The organism is Bradyrhizobium sp. Arg816 (assembly GCF_029989365.1).
Taxonomy (GTDB): domain Bacteria; phylum Pseudomonadota; class Alphaproteobacteria; order Rhizobiales; family Xanthobacteraceae; genus Bradyrhizobium.
This window is the reverse complement of sequence record NZ_JAPRAQ010000024.1, coordinates 74,345-97,035: the sequence shown is the minus strand read 5'-3', so window position 1 is coordinate 97,035 and position 22,691 is coordinate 74,345. Positions and strand designations below refer to the sequence as shown.

20 protein-coding genes are annotated in these 22,691 nt (G+C 64.5%); 17 read left to right on the top strand and 3 right to left on the bottom strand.

What is annotated here, in order from left to right; all coding sequences use genetic code 11:
* Positions 1–133 precede the first annotated feature (133 nt).
* From OWC48_RS37090 to OWC48_RS37055, 8 genes are all read left to right on the top strand, one after another.
* Positions 134–3,271 (top strand): efflux RND transporter permease subunit, encoded by a 3,138-nt coding sequence (locus tag OWC48_RS37090; protein ID WP_282524425.1) that lies wholly within the window; start codon positions 134–136, stop codon positions 3,269–3,271.
* A gap of 33 nt (positions 3,272–3,304) precedes the next feature.
* Complete coding sequence (locus OWC48_RS37085; protein ID WP_282524424.1) at positions 3,305–3,904, top strand: TetR/AcrR family transcriptional regulator; 600 nt, start codon at positions 3,305–3,307, stop codon at positions 3,902–3,904.
* Positions 3,905–4,048: 144 nt separating this feature from the next.
* A complete protein-coding gene (locus OWC48_RS37080; RefSeq protein WP_282524423.1) occupies positions 4,049–4,672 on the top strand; it encodes a flavin reductase family protein in 624 nt (207 codons plus the stop codon).
* A 303-nt stretch (positions 4,673–4,975) separates the two neighbouring features.
* Complete coding sequence (locus OWC48_RS37075; RefSeq protein ID WP_282524422.1) at positions 4,976–7,243, top strand: acyl-CoA dehydrogenase; 2,268 nt, start codon at positions 4,976–4,978, stop codon at positions 7,241–7,243.
* Positions 7,243–8,526, top strand: a complete 1,284-nt coding sequence (locus OWC48_RS37070) for an acetyl-CoA C-acetyltransferase (RefSeq protein WP_282524421.1) — start codon at positions 7,243–7,245, stop codon at positions 8,524–8,526. The genes OWC48_RS37075 and OWC48_RS37070 overlap by 1 nt, the downstream gene beginning before the upstream one ends.
* Positions 8,527–8,528: 2 nt before the next feature.
* The gene (locus tag OWC48_RS37065) at positions 8,529–10,625 is read left to right on the top strand and encodes a 3-hydroxyacyl-CoA dehydrogenase NAD-binding domain-containing protein (protein WP_282524420.1); all 2,097 of its coding nucleotides are present in this window, start codon (positions 8,529–8,531) and stop codon (positions 10,623–10,625) included.
* A 7-nt stretch (positions 10,626–10,632) separates the two neighbouring features.
* Positions 10,633–11,043: an acyl-CoA thioesterase gene (locus OWC48_RS37060; RefSeq protein ID WP_085398536.1), complete on the top strand. Its 411-nt coding sequence runs from the start codon at positions 10,633–10,635 to the stop codon at positions 11,041–11,043.
* 216 nt (positions 11,044–11,259) lie between these two features.
* Positions 11,260–11,451, top strand: a complete 192-nt coding sequence (locus OWC48_RS37055) for a hypothetical protein (protein WP_282524419.1) — start codon at positions 11,260–11,262, stop codon at positions 11,449–11,451.
* Positions 11,452–11,593: 142 nt separating this feature from the next.
* Here OWC48_RS37055 and OWC48_RS37050 read toward each other — a convergent pair whose 3' ends face one another.
* On the bottom strand, positions 11,594–12,058 hold the full coding sequence (locus OWC48_RS37050; protein WP_282524418.1) for a nuclear transport factor 2 family protein: 465 nt from the start codon (positions 12,056–12,058) through the stop codon (positions 11,594–11,596).
* A gap of 154 nt (positions 12,059–12,212) precedes the next feature.
* Here OWC48_RS37050 and OWC48_RS37045 point away from each other — a divergent pair, with 154 nt between their 5' ends.
* Positions 12,213–12,911, top strand: coding sequence for an HAD family phosphatase (locus OWC48_RS37045; RefSeq protein WP_282524417.1), 699 nt, complete (start codon positions 12,213–12,215; stop codon positions 12,909–12,911).
* A gap of 91 nt (positions 12,912–13,002) precedes the next feature.
* A complete protein-coding gene (locus OWC48_RS37040) occupies positions 13,003–13,848 on the top strand; it encodes a DeoR/GlpR family DNA-binding transcription regulator (protein ID WP_014497447.1) in 846 nt (281 codons plus the stop codon).
* 4 nt (positions 13,849–13,852) lie between these two features.
* Here OWC48_RS37040 and OWC48_RS37035 read toward each other — a convergent pair whose 3' ends face one another.
* Together OWC48_RS37035 and OWC48_RS37030 are read right to left on the bottom strand one after the other, a co-directional pair.
* The gene (locus tag OWC48_RS37035; protein WP_282524416.1) at positions 13,853–14,269 is read right to left on the bottom strand and encodes a type II toxin-antitoxin system VapC family toxin; all 417 of its coding nucleotides are present in this window, start codon (positions 14,267–14,269) and stop codon (positions 13,853–13,855) included.
* On the bottom strand, positions 14,269–14,517 hold the full coding sequence (locus OWC48_RS37030; protein ID WP_282524415.1) for a type II toxin-antitoxin system Phd/YefM family antitoxin: 249 nt from the start codon (positions 14,515–14,517) through the stop codon (positions 14,269–14,271). Before OWC48_RS37030 ends, OWC48_RS37035 begins: the two co-directional genes overlap by 1 nt.
* 263 nt (positions 14,518–14,780) lie before the next feature.
* On the opposite strand from OWC48_RS37030, the gene glpD reads away from it, so the two are divergent.
* The 7 genes from glpD to OWC48_RS36995 all read left to right on the top strand — a co-directional run bounded on the left by glpD (position 14,781) and on the right by OWC48_RS36995 (position 22,558).
* Positions 14,781–16,331 (top strand): glycerol-3-phosphate dehydrogenase, encoded by a 1,551-nt coding sequence (gene glpD, locus OWC48_RS37025; RefSeq protein WP_282524414.1) that lies wholly within the window; start codon positions 14,781–14,783, stop codon positions 16,329–16,331.
* On the top strand, positions 16,328–17,467 hold the full coding sequence (locus OWC48_RS37020; RefSeq protein ID WP_282524413.1) for an ABC transporter ATP-binding protein: 1,140 nt from the start codon (positions 16,328–16,330) through the stop codon (positions 17,465–17,467). The genes glpD and OWC48_RS37020 overlap by 4 nt, the downstream gene beginning before the upstream one ends.
* Positions 17,468–17,479: 12 nt before the next feature.
* The gene (locus OWC48_RS37015; protein ID WP_282524412.1) at positions 17,480–18,565 is read left to right on the top strand and encodes an ABC transporter ATP-binding protein; all 1,086 of its coding nucleotides are present in this window, start codon (positions 17,480–17,482) and stop codon (positions 18,563–18,565) included.
* Positions 18,565–19,539, top strand: a complete 975-nt coding sequence (locus OWC48_RS37010) for a carbohydrate ABC transporter permease (RefSeq protein WP_282524411.1) — start codon at positions 18,565–18,567, stop codon at positions 19,537–19,539. Before OWC48_RS37015 ends, OWC48_RS37010 begins: the two co-directional genes overlap by 1 nt.
* The gene (locus OWC48_RS37005) at positions 19,539–20,345 is read left to right on the top strand and encodes a carbohydrate ABC transporter permease (RefSeq protein WP_282524410.1); all 807 of its coding nucleotides are present in this window, start codon (positions 19,539–19,541) and stop codon (positions 20,343–20,345) included. Before OWC48_RS37010 ends, OWC48_RS37005 begins: the two co-directional genes overlap by 1 nt.
* A 10-nt stretch (positions 20,346–20,355) precedes the next feature.
* The gene (locus OWC48_RS37000; RefSeq protein ID WP_282524409.1) at positions 20,356–20,685 is read left to right on the top strand and encodes a DUF2160 domain-containing protein; all 330 of its coding nucleotides are present in this window, start codon (positions 20,356–20,358) and stop codon (positions 20,683–20,685) included.
* A gap of 130 nt (positions 20,686–20,815) precedes the next feature.
* On the top strand, positions 20,816–22,558 hold the full coding sequence (locus tag OWC48_RS36995) for an ABC transporter substrate-binding protein (RefSeq protein WP_282524464.1): 1,743 nt from the start codon (positions 20,816–20,818) through the stop codon (positions 22,556–22,558).
* Positions 22,559–22,691 lie beyond the last annotated feature (133 nt).

The window sequence follows — 22,691 nt, the reverse complement described above, 5'->3', positions numbered from 1 at the left end:
CAAATGCTGGGGCTGAAGCGGCGAAGCGATCCAGAATCTGCCCAGCCCCCTGGATTGCTTCGCTGCCTCGCGACGACGGTTTGAACAGAGTGGCTGTGGTTTTTTTGCAATCGGACCATCTTTGGAGAGTGCGATGAAGCGCTTCAATCTTTCGGCCTGGGCCGTCAGCCATCCGACGCTGGTCCTGTTCCTGATGATCATACTCGGCGTCGCCGGCTTCTTCTCCTACCAGAAGCTCGGGCGAGCCGAGGATCCGTTCTTCACGGTGAAGGTGGTCAACGTCTCCGTGATCTGGCCGGGCGCGACCGCGCAGGAGATGCAGACGCAGGTCGCCGATCCCATCGAGAAGAAGATCCAGGAGCTGCCCTATTTCGAGAAGGTGCAGACCTATTCCAAGCCGGCCTTCACCGCGCTCCAGGTGACCTTCCGCGATTCCACGCCGCCGAAGGACGTGCCGTATCTGTTTTATCTGCTGCGCAAGAAGCTCGCCGACGTGCAGGGCCAGTTGCCTTCGGGCATTCTTGGACCCGTCGTCAACGACGAGTTCTCCGACGTCGATTCCATCCTCTACATGATGACCGGCGACGGCGCCGACTATGCCCAGCTCAAGAAGGTCTCGGAAGGCTTCCGCCAGCGCCTGCTGAAGGTGCCTGGTGTGACCAAGGTCGACGTCTACGGCAACCAGGACGAGCGCATCTTCGTCGAATTCTCGCACGCCAAGCTCGCCACTCTCGGTATCACGCCGCAGGCGCTGTTCGATTCGCTCGCCAAGCAGAACAACGTGACTCCGGCCGGCACGGTCGAGACCTCGTCGCAGCGCGTGCCGCTGCGCGTCACCGGCGCGCTCGATGGCGCCAAGGCCGTCGCCGAAACGCCGGTCGAGAGCAACGGCCGCGTGTTCCGTTTGGGTGATATCGCCACCGTCACCCACGGCTATGTCGACCCGCCGAGCTTCATCGTGCGCCAGGAAGGCAAGGCCGCGATCGGCATCGGTGTCGTCACCGCCAAGGGCGCCAACATCCTCGATCTCGGCAAGGAGGTCGAGAAGGCCACCGCCGAGTTCATGAAGGCGGTGCCGCAGGGCATCGACGTCAAGCTCATCGCCGACCAGCCCAAGGTGGTCGAGCACGCCGTCGGCGAGTTCGTGCACTCCTTCATGGAAGCGCTCGTCATCGTGCTGTTCGTGTCGTTCCTGGCGCTCGGCTGGCGCACCGGCATCGTGGTCGCGCTGTCGGTGCCGCTGGTGCTCGGCATCGTCTTCGTCGTCATGAACACGATGTCGCTCGATCTGCACCGCATCACGCTCGGCGCGCTGATCATCGCGCTCGGCCTGCTGGTGGATGACGCCATCATCGCGGTCGAGATGATGGTGGTGAAGATGGAGCAGGGCTGGGACCGTTTTCGCGCGGCCTCCTTTGCCTGGGAATCCACTGCGTTTCCGATGCTCACGGGAACGCTGGTCACGGCCGCTGGCTTCCTCCCCATCGGCTTTGCCAATTCCGCGGTCGGCGAATATGCCGGCAGCATCTTCTGGATCGTGGCGATCGCGCTGGTCGCCTCCTGGTTCGTGGCGGTGATCTTCACGCCCTATATCGGCGTCATGCTGCTGCCCAACATCAAGGTGCACCACAATCACGATCCGCACGCGGTCTACGAAACCCGCATGTACCGCGGCCTGCGCGCCATCGTGCAATGGTGCGTCAACCACCGCATCACCGTGGTGGCCGCGACCGTCGGCGTCTTCATCGCCTCGATCGTCGGCTTCGGCCATGTCCAGCAGCAGTTCTTCCCGCTGTCGGAGCGGCCCGAGCTGTTCCTCCAGCTCCGCCTGCCCGAGGGCACGGCCTTCAACGTTACCGAGAAGGCGGTGAAGAAGGCCGAGACGCTGCTCAAGGACGACAAGGACATCGAGACCTATACGTCCTATATCGGCCAGGGCTCGCCGCGCTTCTGGCTCGGCCTCAATCCGCAGCTTCCGAACGAGGCCTTTGCCGAGATCGTCATCGTCGCCAAGGGCGTCGAGGCGCGCGAGCGCATCAAGGCCAAGATCGAGAACGCGGCTGCGGAGGGCATGCTGACCGAGGCGCGTGTGCGCGTCGACCGCTTCAACTTCGGTCCGCCGGTCGGCTTCCCCGTCCAGTTCCGCGTGATCGGCCCCGACGCCAACAAGGTGCGCGAGATCGCCTACCAGGTCCGCGACGTCATGCGGCAGAACAAGAGCGTCAAGGACGTCCAGCTCGACTGGAACGAGCAGTCGCCCTACCTCAAGCTCGTCGTCGACCAGGATCGTGCCCGCGCCATGGGCCTGACGCCGCAGGACGTCTCGCAGGCGTTGTCGATGCTGATCTCGGGTGCGCCGGTCACGACTATTCGCGACGGCATCGAGAAGGTGGGCGTGGTCGCTCGTGCGGTCCCGTCCGAACGCCTTGATCTCGGCGGCGTCGGCGATCTGACCATCACCTCGAAGAACGGCGTCGCCGTGCCGCTCCAGCAGATCGCCAAGATCGAGTATGCCCATGAGGAGCCGATCATGTGGCGGCGTAACCGCGACATGGCGATCACCGTGCGCTCCGACGTCGTCGACGGCGTGCAGGCGCCCGACGTCACCAGCCAGATCACGCCGAAGCTGAAGGCGATCAAGGACAATCTCGAGCCGGCCTACCGCATCGAGCCGGGCGGGGCGTTCGAGGAATCCGCCAAGGGCAACGCCTCGATCTTCATCCTCTTCCCGCTGATGGTGATGGTGATGCTGACGCTGCTGATGTTCCAGCTGCAGAGCTTCTCGCGCCTGATCCTGGTGTTCCTCACCGCGCCGCTCGGCATCGTCGGTGCCTCGTTCGGCCTCAACGTCGCCAATGCCCCGTTCGGCTTCGTGGCGCTGCTCGGCCTGATCGCGCTCGCCGGCATGATCATGCGCAACGCCGTCATCCTGGTCGACCAGATCGAGACCGACGTTTCCCACGGCCTGACCCGCCGTGAGGCGATCGTGGAGGCAACCGTCCGCCGCGCCCGGCCGGTGGTGCTGACGGCGCTCGCCGCGATCCTGGCCATGATCCCGTTGTCGCGCTCGGCGTTCTGGGGCCCGATGGCGATCACGATCATGGGAGGCCTGTTCGTCGCGACCTTCCTGACGCTGCTCTACCTTCCGGGCCTCTACGCCCTGTGGTTCAGGAAGAGCCTGGACGAGGCGGGCACCCCCGAGCAACCTGCCGCGCCGCAGCATGGGAGCGATGACCAGCACGCAATTCCGCTTGCTGAAGCGGCTGAATAAATGAGAAGACTGCTGACGGACGAGTCCTGACACATGACACTGGTTGCGGAACATATCGAAGGCGACACCCGGGATCGTATCCTCGAGGTGGCCGAGCGGCTGTTCCGCCAGATCGGCTACCAGAAGACCACGGTCGGGGACATCGCCAAGGAGCTCAGGATGAGCCCCGCCAACGTCTATCGCTTCTTCGAATCGAAGAAGGCGATTCACCAGTCGGTGGCGCGGGCCTTGATGGGCGAGGTCGAGATCGAAGCGCAGCGGATCGTGGCGCGGCCCGGTCCGGTGCTCCCGCGCTTCCGCGAACTGCTGACCACCATCCATCGCATGAACACCGAGCGCTATGTCGGCGATAACAAGCTGCATGAGATGGTCGAGATCGCGATGCAGGAGGACTGGGACGTCTGCGTCGCCCATATGGAGTGCATTGCCGGCGTCATCGGCCAGGTGATCGCGCAGGGAGCCGCGTCCGGCGAGTTCGAGGCGCCGGACCTGCAACTGGCGTCGCTGTGCGCCTGCACCGCGATGATGCGCTTTTTCCACCCCCAGATGATCGCCCAGTGCGCCACCAAGCCGGGCCCAACCATCGACCAGATGATCGATTTCGTCATCGCGGGTCTGTCCCCGCGCCACTGACGGGCGCTGGAATTTCCCCCTATAAGCTGGCCGACGTAGCCCGGATGGAGCGAAGCGCAATCCGGGATGGTTCAGCGTCGCGCTGGCGGACCCGGATTACGCTTCGCTCCATCCGGGCTACCAGGATCAGGGGAAGACCTCGCCGTGACCGACAAAGACCTCTATTTCTACGAGCCCTCCAAGGGCCACGGCCTCAAGCACGATCCCTTCAACGCCATCATCGCGCCGCGGCCGATCGGCTGGATCTCCTCCCGCGACACCAAGGGCCACGTCAACCTCGCGCCCTACAGCTTCTTCAACGCGTTCTGCTACGTGCCGCCGATCATCGGCTTCTCCTCCACCAACTGGAAGGACACGGTCTCGAACATGGAGCAGACCGGCGAGTTCGTCTGGAATCTCGCCACCATGGACCTCGCCAGGCACATGAACGCGACTGCCGCGCATGTGGCCCCCGAGGTCGACGAGTTCGAGATCGCCGGCCTCACCGCCGTGCCCGGCAAGCTCGTCAACGTGCCGCGGGTGGCTGAGAGCCCCGTCGCCTTCGAGTGCAAGGTCTCCGACATCGTCCGCCTCAAGGGCGCCGACGGCAAGGAGGCCGACGCCTGGCTGACGCTGGGCGAGGTCGTCGCCGTCCATATCGACAAGGCCATGATCAAGGACGGCGTCTACCAGACCGCCGCCGCCCGCCCCATCGTCCGCGCCGGCCGTCGCGGCGACTATTTCGAGATCAAGCCGGAGAACATGTTCGAGATGGTGCGGCCGGATTAGGCCAAGCCGCCGTTCTCTCCACACGTCATTCCGGGGCGACGCGTGGCGTCGAGCCCGGAATCCATAACCACCATCGGGAGTATGGATTCCGGGCTCGCGCCAAGAGGCGCGCCCCGGAATGACGATGTGGCGACGTCCCTCCCTATTTTCCCTCCCCGGAACTGCCCCACGCCCCGGCCGTTATGGCCCCCGGGGCGGCCGCCCGGCCGCGTCAATTCGCTTCTTTTTGCTCGCGAAGTGTTCACTTACCCCGGCCACTTTCCGCTAAAATGCCGATAACCGCGCCGATGCATGAGGTCAGCCATGAGCTTCCGCCGCGACAAAATCACAAAGCCGATCTTCTCCTGGGCGCGCGGCGTGCTGCCGGCGATGTCCGACACCGAGCGCGAGGCGCTGGAGGCCGGTGACGTCTGGTGGGATGCCGACCTCTTCACCGGCAACCCCGACTGGACAAAATTGCTGAAGGTGCCTCAGGCGACGCTGACCCCCGAGGAGCAGGCCTTCCTCAACGGCCCGGTCGAGGCGCTCTGCGCCATGCTCGACGAGTGGAAGATCTTCTGGGAATGGCGCGACCTGCCGCCGGAGGTCTGGCATTTCGTCAAGCGCGAAAAATTCTTCGGCATGATCATTCCGAAGGAGTTTGGCGGTCTCGGCTTTTCGCCCTATGCTCATTCGGAAGTGGTGCGCAAGATCTCGACCCGGTCGATTGCGGCGGCCGTCACCGTGATGGTGCCGAACTCGCTCGGGCCCGGCGAGCTGTTGATGCGCTTCGGCACGAAAGAGCAGCAGGAGCGCTGGCTGCCGCGCCTCGCCGACGGCCGCGACATTCCCTGCTTCGGCCTGACCAGCCCCGAAGCCGGCTCCGACGCCGCCTCGATGATCGACACCGGCATCATCTGCAAGGGCGATTTCGAGGGCCGCGAGGTCATTGGCCTCAGGCTCAACTGGCACAAGCGCTACATCACGCTCGGCCCGGTGGCGACGCTGCTCGGTCTCGCCTTCAAGGCCTATGACCCCGACCACCTCGTGGGCAGCCAGGACGAGCTCGGCATCACCGTCGCGCTGATCCCGACCAATCTGCCCGGCGTCAAGATCGGCCATCGTCATCTGCCGTCGATGCAGGTGTTCCAGAATGGCCCGAATTGGGGCCGCGACGTCTTCATCCCGCTCGACTATGTCATCGGCGGCAAGGAGAAACTCGGGCAGGGCTGGAAGATGCTGATGACGGCGCTTGCCGCCGGCCGCGGCATCTCGCTGCCGTCGTTGTCGGCGGCCGGCGCCGCCTATGCCGCCCGCACCACCGGCGCCTATGCCCGCATCCGCGAGCAGTTCGGCATCTCCATTTCCAAATTCGAGGGCGTCGAGGAGCCGCTCGCGCGCATCGTCGCGACCGCCTACCAGCTCGACGCGGCGCGCCGGCTGACCTGCGCGGCGCTGAATGCCGGCATCCATCCCGCCGTCATCTCCGGGATCATGAAGTTGCACGCGACCGAGCGGATGCGCACCGCAGTCGACGACGCCATGGACATCCATGGCGGCAAGGCCGTGATCGACGGTCCGCAAAACTATCTCGGCAATCTGCACCGCGCCGTGCCTGTCGGTATCACGGTCGAGGGTGCCAACATCCTGACGCGCAACCTCATCGTGTTCGGGCAGGGCGCCATCCGCGCGCATCCCTATCTGCTCGACGAGATGAACGCGTTGGCCGACACCGATCGCGAGCGCGGGCTCGCCGCGTTCGACAAGGCGTTCTGGAAACATGTCAGCCATAGCTCCCAGACGCTGTTGCGTGCATTCGGCCGGAGCTGGAGCTTCGGCGCCTTCGCGCTTGCGCCGGATGCGGGCGATGCCACGCCATTCTATCGCCAGCTCGCGCGCTACTCCGCGGCCTTTGCGCTCTGCGCCGACATGGCGCTGCTCACGCTTGGCGGCGCGCTCAAGCGCAAGGAGATGCTGTCGGCGCGCTTCGGCGACATCCTCTCCGAGCTCTACCTGCTTTCGGCGGCGCTGAAGCGCTGGCAGGACGAAGGCCGGCAGAAGGAGGATTTTGCTGCGCTCGAATGGTGCATGGCGACCGGCTTCAAGACCATCGAGAACCGGCTCGCCGAGATCCTCGCCAATCTGCCCAATCGTTTTGTCGCTGTCATCCTCAAGCTCATCGTCCAACCCTTCGGCGCGCGGGTGCTCGGCCCGTCCGACCGGGTCGTGCACCAATGCGCCAGCCTCGTGCTGGAGCCGTCGGCCGCGCGCGAGCGTCTCACGCCGGATCTCGCTTATGTCGACGACGACGGCGGCTTTGCCCGGCTGGAGCGCGCATTCAAGCTGGTTGCGGGCACCGATGCCATCGCCAAGCGCATGCGCGCGGCGCACATGCGCGACTGGAAGGACGCCGTCACCAAGGGCGTGATCACGCAGGCCGAGGGTGAGCAGCTTGCCGCCGCTCACGAAGCCGTCACAAAAGTGATCGAGGTCGATGATTTTGCGCCGGAAGCGCTGTCGCCGATTTACAAGAAAACCGGAGATGTGCATCAGTTCTTCCAGGAACTCGGTGAACAGAGGGCGGCGAGCTGATGGCACGACCGGTTTTCATCGTCGACGGCAGCCGGACGCCGTTTCTCAAAGCGCGTTCGGGGCCGGGACCGTTCACGCCGGTCGATCTCGCTGTGCAATGCGGCCGGCCGCTGCTGGCGCGCCAGCCGTTTTCGCCAACGGATTTCGACCGGGTCATCCTCGGCTGCGTCAACGTGATCGCGGACGAGATGAACCCGGCCCGCGTCGCCGCGCTCCGGCTCGGCATGGGCGAGGACATGGTCGCCTTCACCGTGCAGATCAATTGCGGCTCCGGCATGCAGTCGATCGACACGGCCTACCGCTACATTCGCGAGGGCCATGCCGACATGATCCTCGCCGGCGGCACCGAGGCGCTGAGCCACGCGCCGCTGGTCTGGCCAAACTCCGGCGTGCGCTGGTTCGCCGGCCTTGCCACCGCCAAGGGCGTGGCCGCGAAGCTCGCTGCCGCCTTCAGGCTGCGGCCGCGCTATCTCAAGCCGATCATCGGCCTCGAGCGTGGCCTCACCGATCCCATCACCGACTTGAACATGGGCCAGACCGCCGAGGTCGTCGGCCATCTCTTCGGCATCACGCGGGCACAGTCCGACGCCTATGCCGCCGAGAGTCATCGCCGGCTCGCGCAGGCGCAGGCCGAAGGTTTCCTCAAGGGCGAGGTCGAGACCGCGTTCTCCCGCGACGGAAAATTCTTCGACCATGACGACGGTGTGCGGCCTGACTCGACGGCCGAGACGCTGGCAAAGCTCCGGCCGGTGTTCGAACGCCCCTGGGGCCAGGTCACCGCCGGCAATTCGTCGCAGATCACCGACGGCGCCTCCTGGGTGATCCTCGCCTCCGACGCGGCGGTGGCCAAGCACAGACTGACGCCGAAGGCCGTCATCGTCGACAGCCACTGGGCTGCGCTTGATCCCAGCATTATGGGGCTTGGACCCGTGATGTCCGCGACGCCGCTGCTCCAGCGCAACGACCTCACCGTCAAGGACGTCGAGACCTGGGAGCTGAACGAGGCCTTCGCGACGCAGGTGCTTGGCTGTCTCGCCGCCTGGAACGACGACAAATTCTGTCGCGAGATCTTGGGCCTCGATGGCGCGGCCGGAGAGATCGACCGTGACAAGCTCAACGTCGATGGCGGCGCCATCTCGCTCGGCCATCCCGTCGGCACGTCCGGCAACCGCATCGTGCTGCATCTCGTCAACGCGATGAAGCGGCTCGGCACGCGCCGCGGCGTTGCGACCGAATGCATCGGCGGCGGGCTCGGCGGCGCCATGCTGATCGAGGCGGTGTGACCATGGATTCCAGGATCATGACCGCGCTTGGCGACCGCGTGCTGGAGCTTGGGCCGAAGCCCGCGACCGACAGCCCCTACAAGCACTTCAAGCTGACGCGCGATGCCGACGGCGTCGCCTGGCTGCTGTTCGACCGCGCAGATGGCAGCGCCAACACGCTGTCCTCGGACGTGATGGAGGAGTTCGATGCCGTGCTCGCGGCGATCGAGACCGAACGTCCCGCGGGCCTCGTGATCCGCTCGGCAAAGCCGTCCGGCTTCATTGCCGGCGCCGACGTCAACGAATTCCGCGGCGCCCGCGATCCCGAGATGGTCGAGACACGCATCCGTGCGGCGCATGCCGTGGTCGATCACCTGGAAGCGCTGAAGCTGCCCACAGTCGCGGTCATCCACGGCTTCTGCCTCGGCGGCGGGCTGGAGGTCGCGCTGGCCTGCCAGTCGCGCATTGCGATCGATGGCGCGCGCTTCGGCTTCCCGGAGGTGATGCTCGGCCTGCATCCCGGCCTCGGCGGCACCGCGCGCTTCACCGCGCTGGTGAATCCGACCCAGTCGATGGCGCTGATGCTGACCGGCCGCACCATCGATGCGCGCCGCGCCAGATCGCTCGGCCTTGTCGATACCGTGACGCAGGAGCGGCACGTCCGTAACGCGGTGAAGGATGCGCTGTTCGGCCGTCTGAAGCGGGCGCGTCCGGGCGTTCTGACGCACGCGGCGAATTTCGGTCCCGTGCGCGGGCTGCTGGCCAGGCGCATGCGCTCGGAGGCGGCGAAGGCCGCGCCACGCGAGCATTATCCGGCGCCCTACGCGCTGATCGATCTCTGGGAGACCCATGGCGGCAGCAAGGCCGCGATGCTGAAGGCCGAGCAGGCCTCGTTCGCCAGGCTGATGGTGACGCCGACCGCGCAGAATTTGATCCGCGTGTTCTTCCTGCGCGAGCAGATGAAGAAGACGGCCGGTGGCGGCAACACGATCAAGCACGTCCATGTCATCGGCGCCGGCGCCATGGGTGGTGATATCGCGGCCTGGTGTGCGGGGCAGGGGCTGCGCGTCTCGCTCGCGGACATGAAGGCGGAGCCGGTCGCCGGCGCGGTGAAGCGCGCGGCCGAGCTTTACGGCAAGATCATCCGCAAGCCGACCGAAGTGCGCGATGCGCTGGATCGTCTGATCCCCGACATGGACGGCGAGGGCGTCCGCAACGCCGACCTCATCATCGAGGCGGTGCCGGAAAAGCTCGAGCTGAAGCAGAAGGTCTATGCGGGCCTCGAGCCGAAGCTGAAGCCGGACGCGATCCTCGCGACCAACACGTCGAGCATTCCGCTCCAGGATCTGCGCACCACGCTGGCGCGGCCCGAGCGCCTCGTCGGCCTGCATTTCTTCAACCCGGTGTCGCGGCTGCAGCTGGTCGAAGTCGTCAGCCATGACGGCAACGATGCGCAGGTGCTGAAGGAGGCGCTCGCCTTCGTCGGCGCGATCGACCGTCTGCCGCTCTCCGTGAAGAGCTCGCCCGGCTTCCTCGTCAACCGTGCGCTGACGCCCTACATGCTGGAGGCGATGGTGATGCTGGACGAGAAGATCGACCAGCGCCTGATCGACGCGGCGGCCGAGCAGTTCGGCATGCCGATGGGGCCGATCGAGCTCGCCGACCAGGTCGGGCTCGACATCTGCCTCGACGTCGGCGACATGCTGCGTACCAAGTTCGGCGATCTGCTCCCGCCGACGCCGGCCTGGTTGCGCGAGAAGGTCGCCAAGGGCGAACTCGGCCGCAAGACGGGCAAGGGTTTTTACACCTGGAAGGACGGCAAGGCGGAGAAGGCGCCGCTGCCCGAGACCGGCCCGCGGGTCACCGACCAGATGATCGACCGCCTGGTGCTGCCGATGTCAAACGTCTGCGTCGCGGCACTCCGCGAAGGCATCGTCGACGATGCCGATGCGGTCGACGGCGCCATGATCTTCGGCACTGGATATGCACCGTTCCGCGGCGGTCCGCTGAACTACGCGCGCACGCGCGGCGTGGAAAATGTCGTATCCACCTTGCGCGCGCTGGCCGAGCGATTCGGCGGGCGCTTTGCGCCCGATCCGGGCTGGGACAATTTCAAGTGAGACCGACATGACCGAAACGTCCGACACCGAGCCGCGCGGCGATCTCTGCATCCGCACGCTGGCAATGCCCGCCGACACCAATGCCAACGGCGACATCTTCGGCGGTTGGTTGCTCAGCCAGATGGATGTCGGCGGCGGCGTGTTCGCATCGAAGCTCGCGAGGTCGCGTACGGTCACCGTGGCGATCGAGGCGATGAATTTTCGCAAGGCGGTCTATGTCGGCGATCTCGTTTCAGTTTACGCCAATCTCGTCCGCGTGGGCCGCACCTCGATGACCGTGCATCTCGAGGCCTGGGCGCTGCGGCGCAGGGAGCTCCAGCCGATCCTCGTCACCGACGGTCATTTCACCTACGTCTCGATCGATGATGACGGCCGTCCGCAAGCGATCCAGCGCAACGATCCGCCGATCGCGACGTAATCGCGCGCGACGCTCTGCCCATCTCACGAGAACTTGCGGCAAACGCGGCGCGACTGAGTCACCGCGTCGCGGCTTCGCCAAGAACAAGTCATAAAACGGATGAGGTCCCGGCGTACTCAATTGCGTGTCGATTCGGGGTGGAAACGGCCACAAAATGCTCAGGAACCTTTGGGCAGGACTGCCGTTATTTGCCCGCACTGAGGGAATCCACGGACCATGTCGGACAGCTACATTATCGAAGTCGACTCGCAAACCGCAGGTATCGTCGTTCGTTCTCAGGGAGGCTATTGTTTCTTCGCCTCGTCCCATCGCTTCAATCGCCTTGAAGGCCAGCTTTTCCGCAACGCCCGCGAAGCCGAGCGTGCCGCGCGCAAGCTGGTTAACGGCGATGTGAAGGAAGCGGCGTAATAGTCCCTCTGATCATTCCGGGGCACGCATAGCGCGTGGTCGGAATTTTTTGCCTAGCACATCGCTGCTCTGCCTTCTCTTCTTGCGGGGAGGAGGCCGCCCTATGCCGCCCTCTCCCGCAAGGGGAGAGGGCAAGAACTCATCACAACTTCGTCGCAGCCCGCGACAGCAGCTTCCAATCGTCGCCCTGCTTCTGCCAGTTCATCAGGATGTGAAGATTGGTCGATACTTTTTTCCCATCGGCTGCCATTTCCTGTTCGCCCATCCAGTGGAAGCGCACGATCGCGGCGGGGCCGACGACCTTGATGGTCGGGTCCTTGTACTCGATCGACAGGAATTTTGATTTGCCGTCGGTAGCGTTGGCGACGAAGGTCGCCTTGTCCTCGACCTTGCCGTTGGAATGGCTGTAGCTCACATCGTCGGCGCAGAGCGCGCCGAGCGCCTTGGGATCGGCCGCGATCTGGGCAAGGCGGAAGGCCTCGACCTTTTTGGCCACGGCTTCCTCGTCCGCCGAAGCGGCCAGCGCCGGTGTGAGAGCAAGCGCAGAGGCCGCAAGGGTTGAGACGGCAAGAGTCGAGAGAGCCAGATCGCGTCGGTTGATCGTCATCGTTTCCTCCTTTTTGATCTTGCGCGGAGTGTTGCAGCCGCGCGCGACTTTGTCGAGTGTCGCGTGGCGAGCATGTCGATGCGTCATTGCGTGATCGGGGCTGCATTGATACGTGTTTCGTATTGATGCATCGTGCATTCGGGAAAGTACGGAAATGATCGAGGCCAAAGGGCAGGCGCAGGGGCAAGTGACGGGCAGGGCGCTGCTGTTCGACATCGACGGCACACTGGCCAACACCGACCCGCTGCACCTCAAGGCGTTCAACCAGGTGCTTGGGCCGCGCGGCCATCTGTTCGATCACGCGCGCTTCTCAAGGGAGCTGCAAGGCTTCGCCAATGCGTCGATCGGCGAGCGCTTTCTGCCCGACGAAACCGTGGAACAGCGTGTCGCGATCCTCGGAGAGAAGGAGATCGTCTTCCGCACACTCGTCGCCGGACAGATCGAGCCGCTTCCGGGGCTGATGGCGCTGCTCGACCGCGCGGATGCCGCCGGCATTCCCATGGTCGCCGTAACCAACGCGCCGCGTCTGAATGCCGAGCTGTTGCTCTCCGGTCTCGGCATCACGCACCGCTTCAGGGCGCTTGTGATCGGCGACGAGCTGCCTCACGGCAAGCCGCACCCGCTGCCCTATCAGGAGGGGCTGCGTTTCGTCGGCGGCAGCGCGACGGCTTCGATCGCGTTCGAGGATTCCCGCTCCGGCGTGCAGTCGGCGACGGCCGCCGGCATTCCGACCATCGGCATCCGGACGAGCCTCAGCCATGCCGACCTTGTTGGCGCCGGCGCGGTCGCCTCCGCCGGCGCGTTCGACGATCCGGAACTGCTCGCGCGTCTCGCCGCCGCGATGGCATGGTGAGAGGCTTCGTCCGTTAACCGTGATCGCTGAGCGCATTGACCGAACGTGCGAACCGCCGCACCATGCGCCTTCCTGATTTGAGGCCATCGCCGTGACCGGATTGACCCATCGCCAAGCCGAAATCCTCAACATCGCGCGCGCCTCGGGGCGCGTCATGGTCGAGGAGCTCGCGCGGCGGTTCGAGGTCTCGGCGCAGACGATCCGCAAGGATCTCAACGATCTCTGCGAGCGCCGCTCGCTGACCCGTATCCACGGCGGCGCCATCATCGCCTCCGGCGTCGAAAACCTCGCCTACGAGGCGAGGCGGTTCGTCGCCGCCGACGAAAAGAAGGCGATCGGGGCTGCGGCCGCCTCGTTGATCCCGAACGGCTGCTCGCTCTTCATCAATATCGGCACCACGACCGAGGAGGTGGCGAGCGCGCTGACCTCGCACGAGGACCTCCTCGTCATCACCAACAATCTCAACGTCGCGATGCTGCTCTACCGCCATCCCCGCATCGAGGTGGTGGTCGCCGGCGGCACGGTGCGGCGTGCCGACGGCGCCGTGGTCGGCTCGACCGCGACTCAGCTCATCGGCCAGTTCAAGGTCGACTACGCCATCATCGGGGCGTCCGCGATCGACGAGGAGGGCGCGCTGCTCGACTTCGACTATCGCGAGGTGCAGGTGGCGCAGGCCATCATCGCCAATGCCCGCAGCGTCATGCTGGTTGCCGACTCCACCAAGCTGCGCCGCAGCGCGCCGGTGCGCATCGCCCATATCACCCAGATCCAGACCTTCGTGACCGACCAGGAGCTGCCCGAGCGTCTCGCCACCATCTGCCACAGCAAGGGCATCGAGGTGATGGCGGCGATGCCGAAGGGGGCGGATATCGATGATGCGACGGCCGATGCTCAGGATGCGGCACCGGAAGCCGCGCCGGTGGTGCGGCTGAGATAGCGGCCTAGGCGCCGCTCCATGGGTTGAGCAGCGGAACGCCTGTTGGTTCGAAATCCCCCACGTTGCGCGTAACAACGGTCAAGGCGTGAACAAGCGCGGTCGCTGCGATGAGGGCATCGCGTTCGGCCCGCGGGTTGGGAACGTGAAGTTGGGCACGGCGCTGTGCCACGACCGTATCGATAGCCAGGATCCGCCCCTCGAAGCGGGCAAGAATGTGATCGTCGATCCACGTGCGCAAGACTGTACTTTGGACCGCGTCTTTGCGCTCGATCAGGCGCGCGCCCAGTTCGATTTCGAGAATCGAGATCACGGATATGAAAAAATTCGCCGCGGGAATTGCATTGGCCCAGGCGACGACATTGCGATCAGCTTTGTTCGGTCGCCTCAGTTCGGAAATGACATTGGTGTCCAGCAGAAACATCAGTCGAGATCGGCAGTCTTGATCCCGCCTGTCATGCGAGGCGGATCGAAATCGAAGTCCGCGTTCGCCTGCGCCAGAGCTTCGGCAAGGCTCATGTGCCCGCCGCTCAGGCGCAAATAATCCTCGATGGTCAGCAGGACGTGGGCAGGGCGGCCGCGATCCGTAATGAAGACGGGCCCCTGCGAGGCTGCTTTCTTGGCGCCGCTTGTATCCTGGTTGAATTCCCGGCTGGTCAGGGTGGTCACCATCGTAAGAGCCTTCTCGCCGTGGCAATGCCTTGCTAACCAGAATTATATGTAGGCATGTTGCTACATTCAAGTCCTGCGGTGCTGTTCGATCAAGCCTTTTGCCTCCAAACTTGGCCGTTCTCCTGCCGATTTCTCCGCCGCATTGGCGTTAAAAAAGTTCCTCTTTCACTTCCTTTCGCCTCTCTTTCATCTTGCTTTCGTTTTTCGGTATGATCTAATCAAAAACGAAAGTAGTCGCTCGAAGGAACGAGCGGTCCCGGGGGATGCGTCTGTTGGAGCGTATTTTCGACCTCGCCATTATCGGAGGCGGTGTTAACGGCTGCGGCATCGCGCGCGACGCGGTGGGCCGTGGCAACACGGTTTTCCTGTGCGAAATGAACGATTTGGCGAGCGGGACCTCGTCCTGGTCGACCAAGCTGGTGCATGGCGGCCTGCGCTATCTCGAATATTACGAGTTTCGCCTGGTCCGCGAGGCGCTGATCGAGCGCGAGATCCTCTGGGGCATCGCGCCCCATATCATCCGTCCCCTGCGTTTCGTTTTGCCGCATCACGCCGGCCTGCGTCCGGCCTGGCTGCTGCGTCTCGGCCTCTTCCTCTATGACCATATCGGCGGCCGGCACCTGTTGCCGGCGACGCGTTCGGTTGATCTCAGGCGTGACGAGGTTGGCCGTCCGCTGATCCCGAACCGCTACAGCCGCGCGTTCGAATATTCCGACTGTTTCGTCGACGACGCCCGTCTCGTCGTGCTCAACGCGCGCGATGCCGCCGACAAGGGCGCCGAGATCCGCACCCGCACCCGCGCGACGGATATCAAGCAGTCCGGGGGCATCTGGACCGTGGGCATGGTCGACACGCTGACCGGCGCGCGTTCGTCGATCCAGGCCCGCGCGCTGGTCAATGCCGGCGGCCCCTGGGTCGAGGATGTGCTCGGCCGCGGCGCCGGCGTCAACGCGAAAGCCAAGGTGCGCCTGGTGCAGGGCTCGCACATCGTGGTCAAGAAACTCTACGACCACGACCGCGCCTACATGTTCCAGAACGCGGACGGCCGCATCATCTTCGTGATCCCGTACCAGGACGACTTCACGCTGATCGGCACCACCGATCGCGATTATGACGGCGATCCCGCCAAGGTGAAGGCGACGCCCGAAGAGATCGAGTACCTCTGCGCCGCCGCGAGCGAATATCTGGCCAAGCCGGTGACTTCAGCGGACGTGGTCTGGACCTATTCCGGCGTGCGACCGCTTTATGACGACGGCGCCAGCGAAGCCAAGGCCGCGACGCGCGACTACGTTTTCGAGCTCGACACACCCGGCGGCGTGCCGCTGCTCTCGATCTATGGCGGCAAGATCACGACCTACCGCCGGCTCGCCGAAGAGGCGCTGGAACGGCTCGCGCCCTATCTTCGCAGTGCGAAAGCGCGCGAAGGCTGGACCGGCAAATGGCCGCTGCCCGGCGGCGACATGGGCGTGTCCGACGTCGACGGCCTGATCGCCGAGCTCCAGCGCGGCTATCCCTTCCTCAGTCTCGAGCACGCCCGGCGTCTCGCCCGCGCTTACGGCACCCGTGCCATCAAGCTGCTCGGCGATGCCAAATCGGCGGCCGATCTCGGCCAGGCCTTCGGCGCGACGCTGACCGAGCGCGAGGTCCGCTACCTCATGGCCAATGAATGGGCGGTCACGGCGGAAGACATCGTCTGGCGCCGCTCCAAGCTTGGCCTGCGACTATCTGCCGACGAGATCGCTGCATTGAACGACTGGATTACAACCCATACTGTGCCGCAAAGTCCCCTGCTGGAAGCGGGAGGACGCCCATGACCGTGACGCTCGATCATGTGACCCGGACCGTCGAGGGGATACCACACATCCGCGACGTCTCGCTGATGCTCGAGAGCGGCACGCTCAACGTGCTGCTCGGGCCGACGCTGTCGGGCAAGACCTCGATCATGCGGCTGCTCGCCGGCCTCGACAAGCCGACCTCGGGCAAGGTGCTGGTCAACGGCAAGGACGTCACCGGTGTCGACGTGCGCCAGCGTTCGGTCGCGATGGTCTATCAGCAGTTCATCAACTACCCCTCGCTCACGGTCTACGAGAACATCGCTTCGCCCTTGCGCGTGCAGGGCAAGCCGCGTGAGGAGATCGAGAAGCGCGTGGCGGAAGCCGCGCGGCTGCTCCGGCTCGAGCCGTTCCTGAAACGCACGCCGCTCCAGCTCTCCGGCGGCCAGCAGCAGCGCACCGCGATGGCGCGCGCGCTGGTGAAGGGCGCCGATCTCGTGCTGCTCGACGAACCGCTCGCCAATCTCGACTACAAGCTGCGCGAGGAGCTGCGTACCGAGCTGCCGCGCATCTTCGAGGCGTCCGGCGCGATCTTCGTCTATGCCACGACCGAGCCGACCGAAGCGCTGCTGCTTGGCGGCAACACGGTCTGCATGTGGCAGGGGCAGGCGCTCCAGATCGGCGAGACGCCGAACGTCTACCGCCGTCCGCAGACGCTGCGTGTCGCCCAGGTGTTCTCCGATCCGCCGCTCAACCTCGTCGGCATCGAAAAGAAGAACGGCTCTGTGCAATATGCGGGCGGCATCGCCGCGCCGGCCTCCGGTCTCTATTCATCGCTCGCCGACGGCGCCTATCGCGTCGGCTTCCGCGCCCATCAGCTCGCGCTTGCCAATGGCGAGGCCGACCGCCATGCCTTCCACGCCACGGTGACGGTGACCGAGATCACCGGTTCGGAGAGTTTCGTGCATCTGACCCGCGACGGATCGAACTGGGTGGCGGTGCTACACGGCGTGCACGAGTTCGAGCCCGGCCAGACCATCGATGCCGTGCTCGATCCCAATGATGTCTTCGTCTTCGACGCGGCCGACCGACTGGTCGCTGCGCCGGGCATAGCGTTTTCAAGCGAAGTGCGTAGCGGTTCGCGTGAAGAAAACGCGTCAACAACGAAAAGCTCTTGAGGGAGATGCGACATGGCCCGCATTGACCTCGTCGATCTCGCCCATTCCTACGGCGGCAATGATGCGCCGCAGGAAAGCTTTGCGCTGAAGCCGGTAACCATGACTTGGCGGCAGGGCGGCGCTTACGCGCTGCTCGGGCCGTCCGGCTGCGGCAAGACCACGCTGCTCAACGTCATCTCCGGCATCATCACGCCGTCGCGGGGGAAAATCCTGTTCGACGGCCAGGACATCACACCGCTGTCAACCCAGAAGCGCAACATCGCCCAGGTGTTCCAGTTTCCGGTGATCTACGACACCATGACGGTGGGGCAGAACCTGGCGTTTCCGCTGAAGAACCGCGGCGTACCGAAGGCCGAGATCGACAAGCGTGTCGCCGAGATCGGCCGCCTGCTCGACCTTGAGCCCTATCTCAACCGCAAGGCGACGCGCCTCACGGCGGATGCCAAGCAAAAAATCTCGCTCGGCCGCGGCCTGGTCCGCTCCGACGTCGCCGCAGTGCTGTTCGACGAGCCGCTGACCGTGATCGATCCCGAGCTGAAATGGCAGCTCCGCTCCAAGCTGAAGGCGCTGCATCGCGAGCTCGACCTGACGATGATCTACGTCACCCACGACCAGACCGAGGCGCTGACCTTCGCCGACACCGTTGTCGTCATGCATGACGGCCGCGTGGTGCAGAGCGGGACGCCCGCCGAGCTGTTCGACAAGCCGGCGCACACCTTCGTGGGCTATTTCATCGGCTCGCCCGGCATGAACATCCTGCCGGCCGAGGTTAGGGGTCGCGAGGCGCGCATCGGCGGGAATGTCATCGCGCTCAACCGCAGTTATGACAACCTGCCTGCCGGCGCCAAGATCGAGATCGGCGTGCGTCCGGAGTTCGTCGACGCCGTCGCGCCCGCACCCGGATTGCTCAGTGCGAAGATCGACCGCATCGACGACCTCGGCCGCATCCGCTTCGCGCGCGTCCGCATCGGCGAGGCCAAGATCGCGGCACGCGCGCCGGCGGGCTTCACTAGCGCGGACGGCACCGCCGGGCTGAGATTCGATCCGGCGCATGTCCACGTCTATGCCGACAGCCTTCTGGTGGAGGGAGCCGCCTGATGGACAAGACCGTCAACCAAAAAGCCTGGTTCCTGGTGCTGCCAGTGTTCCTGGTCGTGGCCTTCTCGGCGGTGCTGCCGCTGATGACGGTCGTGAACTATTCGATGCAGGACACCTTCGGCAACAACCAGTTCTTCTGGAACGGCGTCGGCTGGTTCAAGGAGCTGCTCGATCCCTCGACCGATCTCGGCGGCCGCTTCCTCGCCTCGCTCGGCCGCAATCTGTTCTTCTCCATGGTGATCCTCGCGATCGAGGTGCCGCTCGGCATCGTCGTCGCACTGTCGATGCCGCGCCAGGGCTGGACGGTCGCGGCCTGCCTCGTCATCCTCGCGCTGCCGCTGCTGATTCCGTGGAACGTGGTCGGCACGATCTGGCAGATTTTTGGCCGGCCCGACATCGGTCTGATGGGCTATACGCTCAATGCGATGGGCCTCGACTACAACTACGTGTCCAACGCAGTCGACGCCTGGATCACTGTCATCGTGATGGACGTCTGGCACTGGACCAGCCTCGTTGCGCTACTCTGCTATGCCGGCCTGAAGTCGATCCCCGAGGCCTATTACCAGGCTGCGCAGATCGACGGCGCCTCGCGCTGGGCAGTATTCAAGGCGATCCAGCTGCCGAAGATGAACCGCGTGCTCTTGATCGCGGTGCTGCTGCGCTTCATGGACAGCTTCATGATCTACACCGAGCCGTTCGTCGTCACCGGCGGCGGGCCGGGTAACTCGACCACCTTCGTCTCGATCGAGCTCGTCAAGATCGCGCTCGGCCAGTTCGACCTCGGCAAGGCCGCGGCGCTCTCGCTGGTCTACAATCTGATCATCCTGATCGTCTGCTGGATCTTCTACACCGTCATGACCAATGCCGGCGCCGAACGCAAAGTCCAGGCCGAGAGCGAGCCGGCGACTGAGCCCAAGCCGTTGGCCGCGCTCAAGCCCGTGACTGCACTCAAGCCAAAGGAAGGAGTGGCCTGATGCACTCAATTCCCGGCCGTCGCGTCATCATGGCGCTGTTCCTGATCTTCCTGCTGTTGCCGATCTACTGGCTCGTCAACATGAGCTTCAAGACCAACGCGGAAATCGTCTCGACGATGACGCTGTGGCCGCATACCCCGACGCTGCAGCACTACAGGCGTATCTTCACCGACGAGAGCTGGTATTCCGGCTACATCAACTCGCTCGAGTACGTCGTCATCAACACCATCATTTCGATCTCGGTGGCGCTGCCCGCGGCCTATGCGTTCTCGCGCTACCGCTTCCTCGGCGACAAGCATCTGTTCTTCTGGCTGCTGTCGAACCGCATGGCCCCGGCCGCGGTCTATGCGCTGCCGTTCTTCAACCTCTATTCGGCGATCGGGCTCTTTGATACTCCCTGGGCCGTTGCGCTCGCGCATTGCATCTTCAACGTTCCGCTGGCGGTGTGGATCCTCGAAGGCTTCGTCTCCGGCGTGCCGCGCGAGATCGACGAGACCGCCTTCCTCGACGGCTATTCGTTCCCGCGCTTCTTCATCAGGATCCTGGTGCCGCTGATCGCGAGCGGCATCGGCGTCGCCGCCTTCTTCTGCTTCATGTTCTCCTGGGTCGAGCTCCTGCTCGCGCGAACGCTGACCTCGGTGCAGGCAAAACCGATCGCGGCGATCATGACGCGTACGGTGTCGGCCGCGGGCATGGACTGGGGGCTGTTGGCCGCGGCCGGCGTGCTGACCATCATCCCGGGCGCCCTCGTGATCTGGTTCGTCCGCAATTACATCGCGAGCGGTTTCGCGCTCGGTCGGGTCTAGGGAGGCATCGATGGAATCTATTGCATGGATGGCCTGGACGCTGCCGACCGCGATCTTTTTCGTGGCGCTCGCCTGCACCCTCGCGGTCATGACGTATCTTGCCGCGGTCTATCCCGAAGCCGAGCGCGTCGGCGTGCTCAGCATTCCGACGACGCGGGGCGACCGCCTGTTCATCTCGCTGATCACGGCGGCCGTCATCCACCTTCTGTGGATCGCCTTCGCCGGCACCGATATACTCGCCACCCTGCCGATCGGCGAGGAAGGTTTTGAGATTTCGAGCCTGTGGCTCGCAAGTGGGATTTCGCTGGCCACGGCCGTGCTCATTTTTCGCACGGTCTGAAGCTCGCGAAGGGACGGCCAGGTCCGGGGGCAACCCGGGCCTGTATAAAATTTTGTCGCTGCAACGGAGGAACAACATGCGACAGTTTAGGAGAAGGAAAGGTCCATTGACCAAGAATAGTTTTCTGACCATGTCCAGCGCCGCCGCCATCGTTGCGGTGTCGTTCGCCGTCTCGGCGCCGGTCCGCGCCGCCGACGACGCCGCGATCCAGAAGTGGATTGCGGAATTCCAGCCCTCGACGCTGTCGAAGGACGAGCAGAAGAAGGAGCTGGAGTGGTTCGCCAAGGCCGCCGAGCCCTTCAAGGGCATGGAGATCAACGTCGTCTCCGAGACCATCGCGACCCACGAATACGAGTCGCAGACGCTGGCAAAGGCGTTCTCCGAGCTCACCGGCATCAAGCTCAAGCACGACATCATCCAGGAAGGTGACGTCGTCGAGAAGCTGCAGACCCAGATGCAGTCCGGCAAGAACGTCTATGACGGCTGGATCAATGACTCCGATCTGATCGGCACGCACTTCCGCTACGGCCAGACCATCGCACTGTCGGATTATATGACCGGCGAGGGCAAGGACGTCACCGATCCCCAGCTCGACGTCAACGACTTCATCGGCAAGTCGTTCGGCACGGCGCCGGACGGCAAGCTCTATCAGCTGCCCGACCAGCAGTTCGCGAACCTCTATTGGTTCCGCTACGACTGGTTCACCAACCCGGACTACAAGACCAAGTTCAAGGCCAAGTATGGCTACGAGCTCGGCGTGCCCGTGAACTGGTCGGCCTACGAGGACATCGCCGAGTTCTTCACCAACGACATCAAGGAGATCAACGGCGTCAAGGTCTACGGCCATATGGACTATGGCAAGAAGGACCCGTCGCTCGGATGGCGTTTCACCGACGCCTGGCTGTCGATGGCCGGCAACGGCGACAAGGGCATTCCGAACGGTCTGCCGGTCGACGAATGGGGCATCCGCATGGAAGGCTGCCGTCCGGTCGGCTCCTCGGTCGAGCGTGGTGGCGACACCAACGGCCCGGCTGCGGTCTACTCGATCACCAAGTACCTCGAGTGGATGAAGAAGTATGCTCCGCCACAGGCCCAGGGCATGACCTTCTCCGAGTCCGGTCCCGTGCCGGCTCAGGGCAACATCGCCCAGCAGATGTTCTGGTACACCGCCTTCACCGCCGACATGGTGAAGCCCGGCATCGCCGTGATGAACGCGGACGGTACGCCGAAATGGCGTATGGCTCCGTCGCCGCACGGCTCGTACTGGAAGGAAGGCATGAAGCTCGGCTACCAGGACGCCGGCTCGCTCACGCTGTTGAAGTCGACCCCGGCTGACCGCCGCAAGGCGGCCTGGCTCTATCTCCAGTTCATCGTTTCCAAGACGGTGTCGCTGAAGAAGAGCCATGTCGGTCTCACCTTCATTCGTGAATCCGACATCTGGGACAAGTCGTTCACCGAGCGTGCGCCGAAGCTCGGCGGCCTGATCGAGTTCTACCGCTCGCCCGCGCGCGTGCAGTGGACCCCGACCGGCAACAACGTGCCCGACTATCCGAAGCTCGCGCAGCTCTGGTGGCAGAACATCGGCGATGCGTCGTCCGGTGCGAAGACGCCGCAAGCCGCGATGGATGCACTCGCAGCCGCTCAGGACTCCGTCATGGAGCGCCTCGAGAAGTCCGGCGTGCAGGGCGCCTGCGGTCCGAAGCTGCACAAGAAGGAGACCGCCGAATACTGGTACGCCAAGGCCCAGAAGGACGGCACCATCGCGCCGCAGCGCAAGCTCGCCAACGAGAAGCCGAAGGGCGAGACGGTTGACTACGACACGCTGATCAAGTCGTGGCCGGCGTCCCCGCCCAAGCGCGCGGAAGCGAAGTAAGCGGCGCGTAGCGTCATCAAACACGAAAGGCCGGGAGCGATCCCGGCCTTTTTCTTTGTGGCACATACGTTCCACATTCTCGGTGTCATCGTCCGCGAAGGCGGACGATCCAGTACGCCGCGGCCCCGCGATT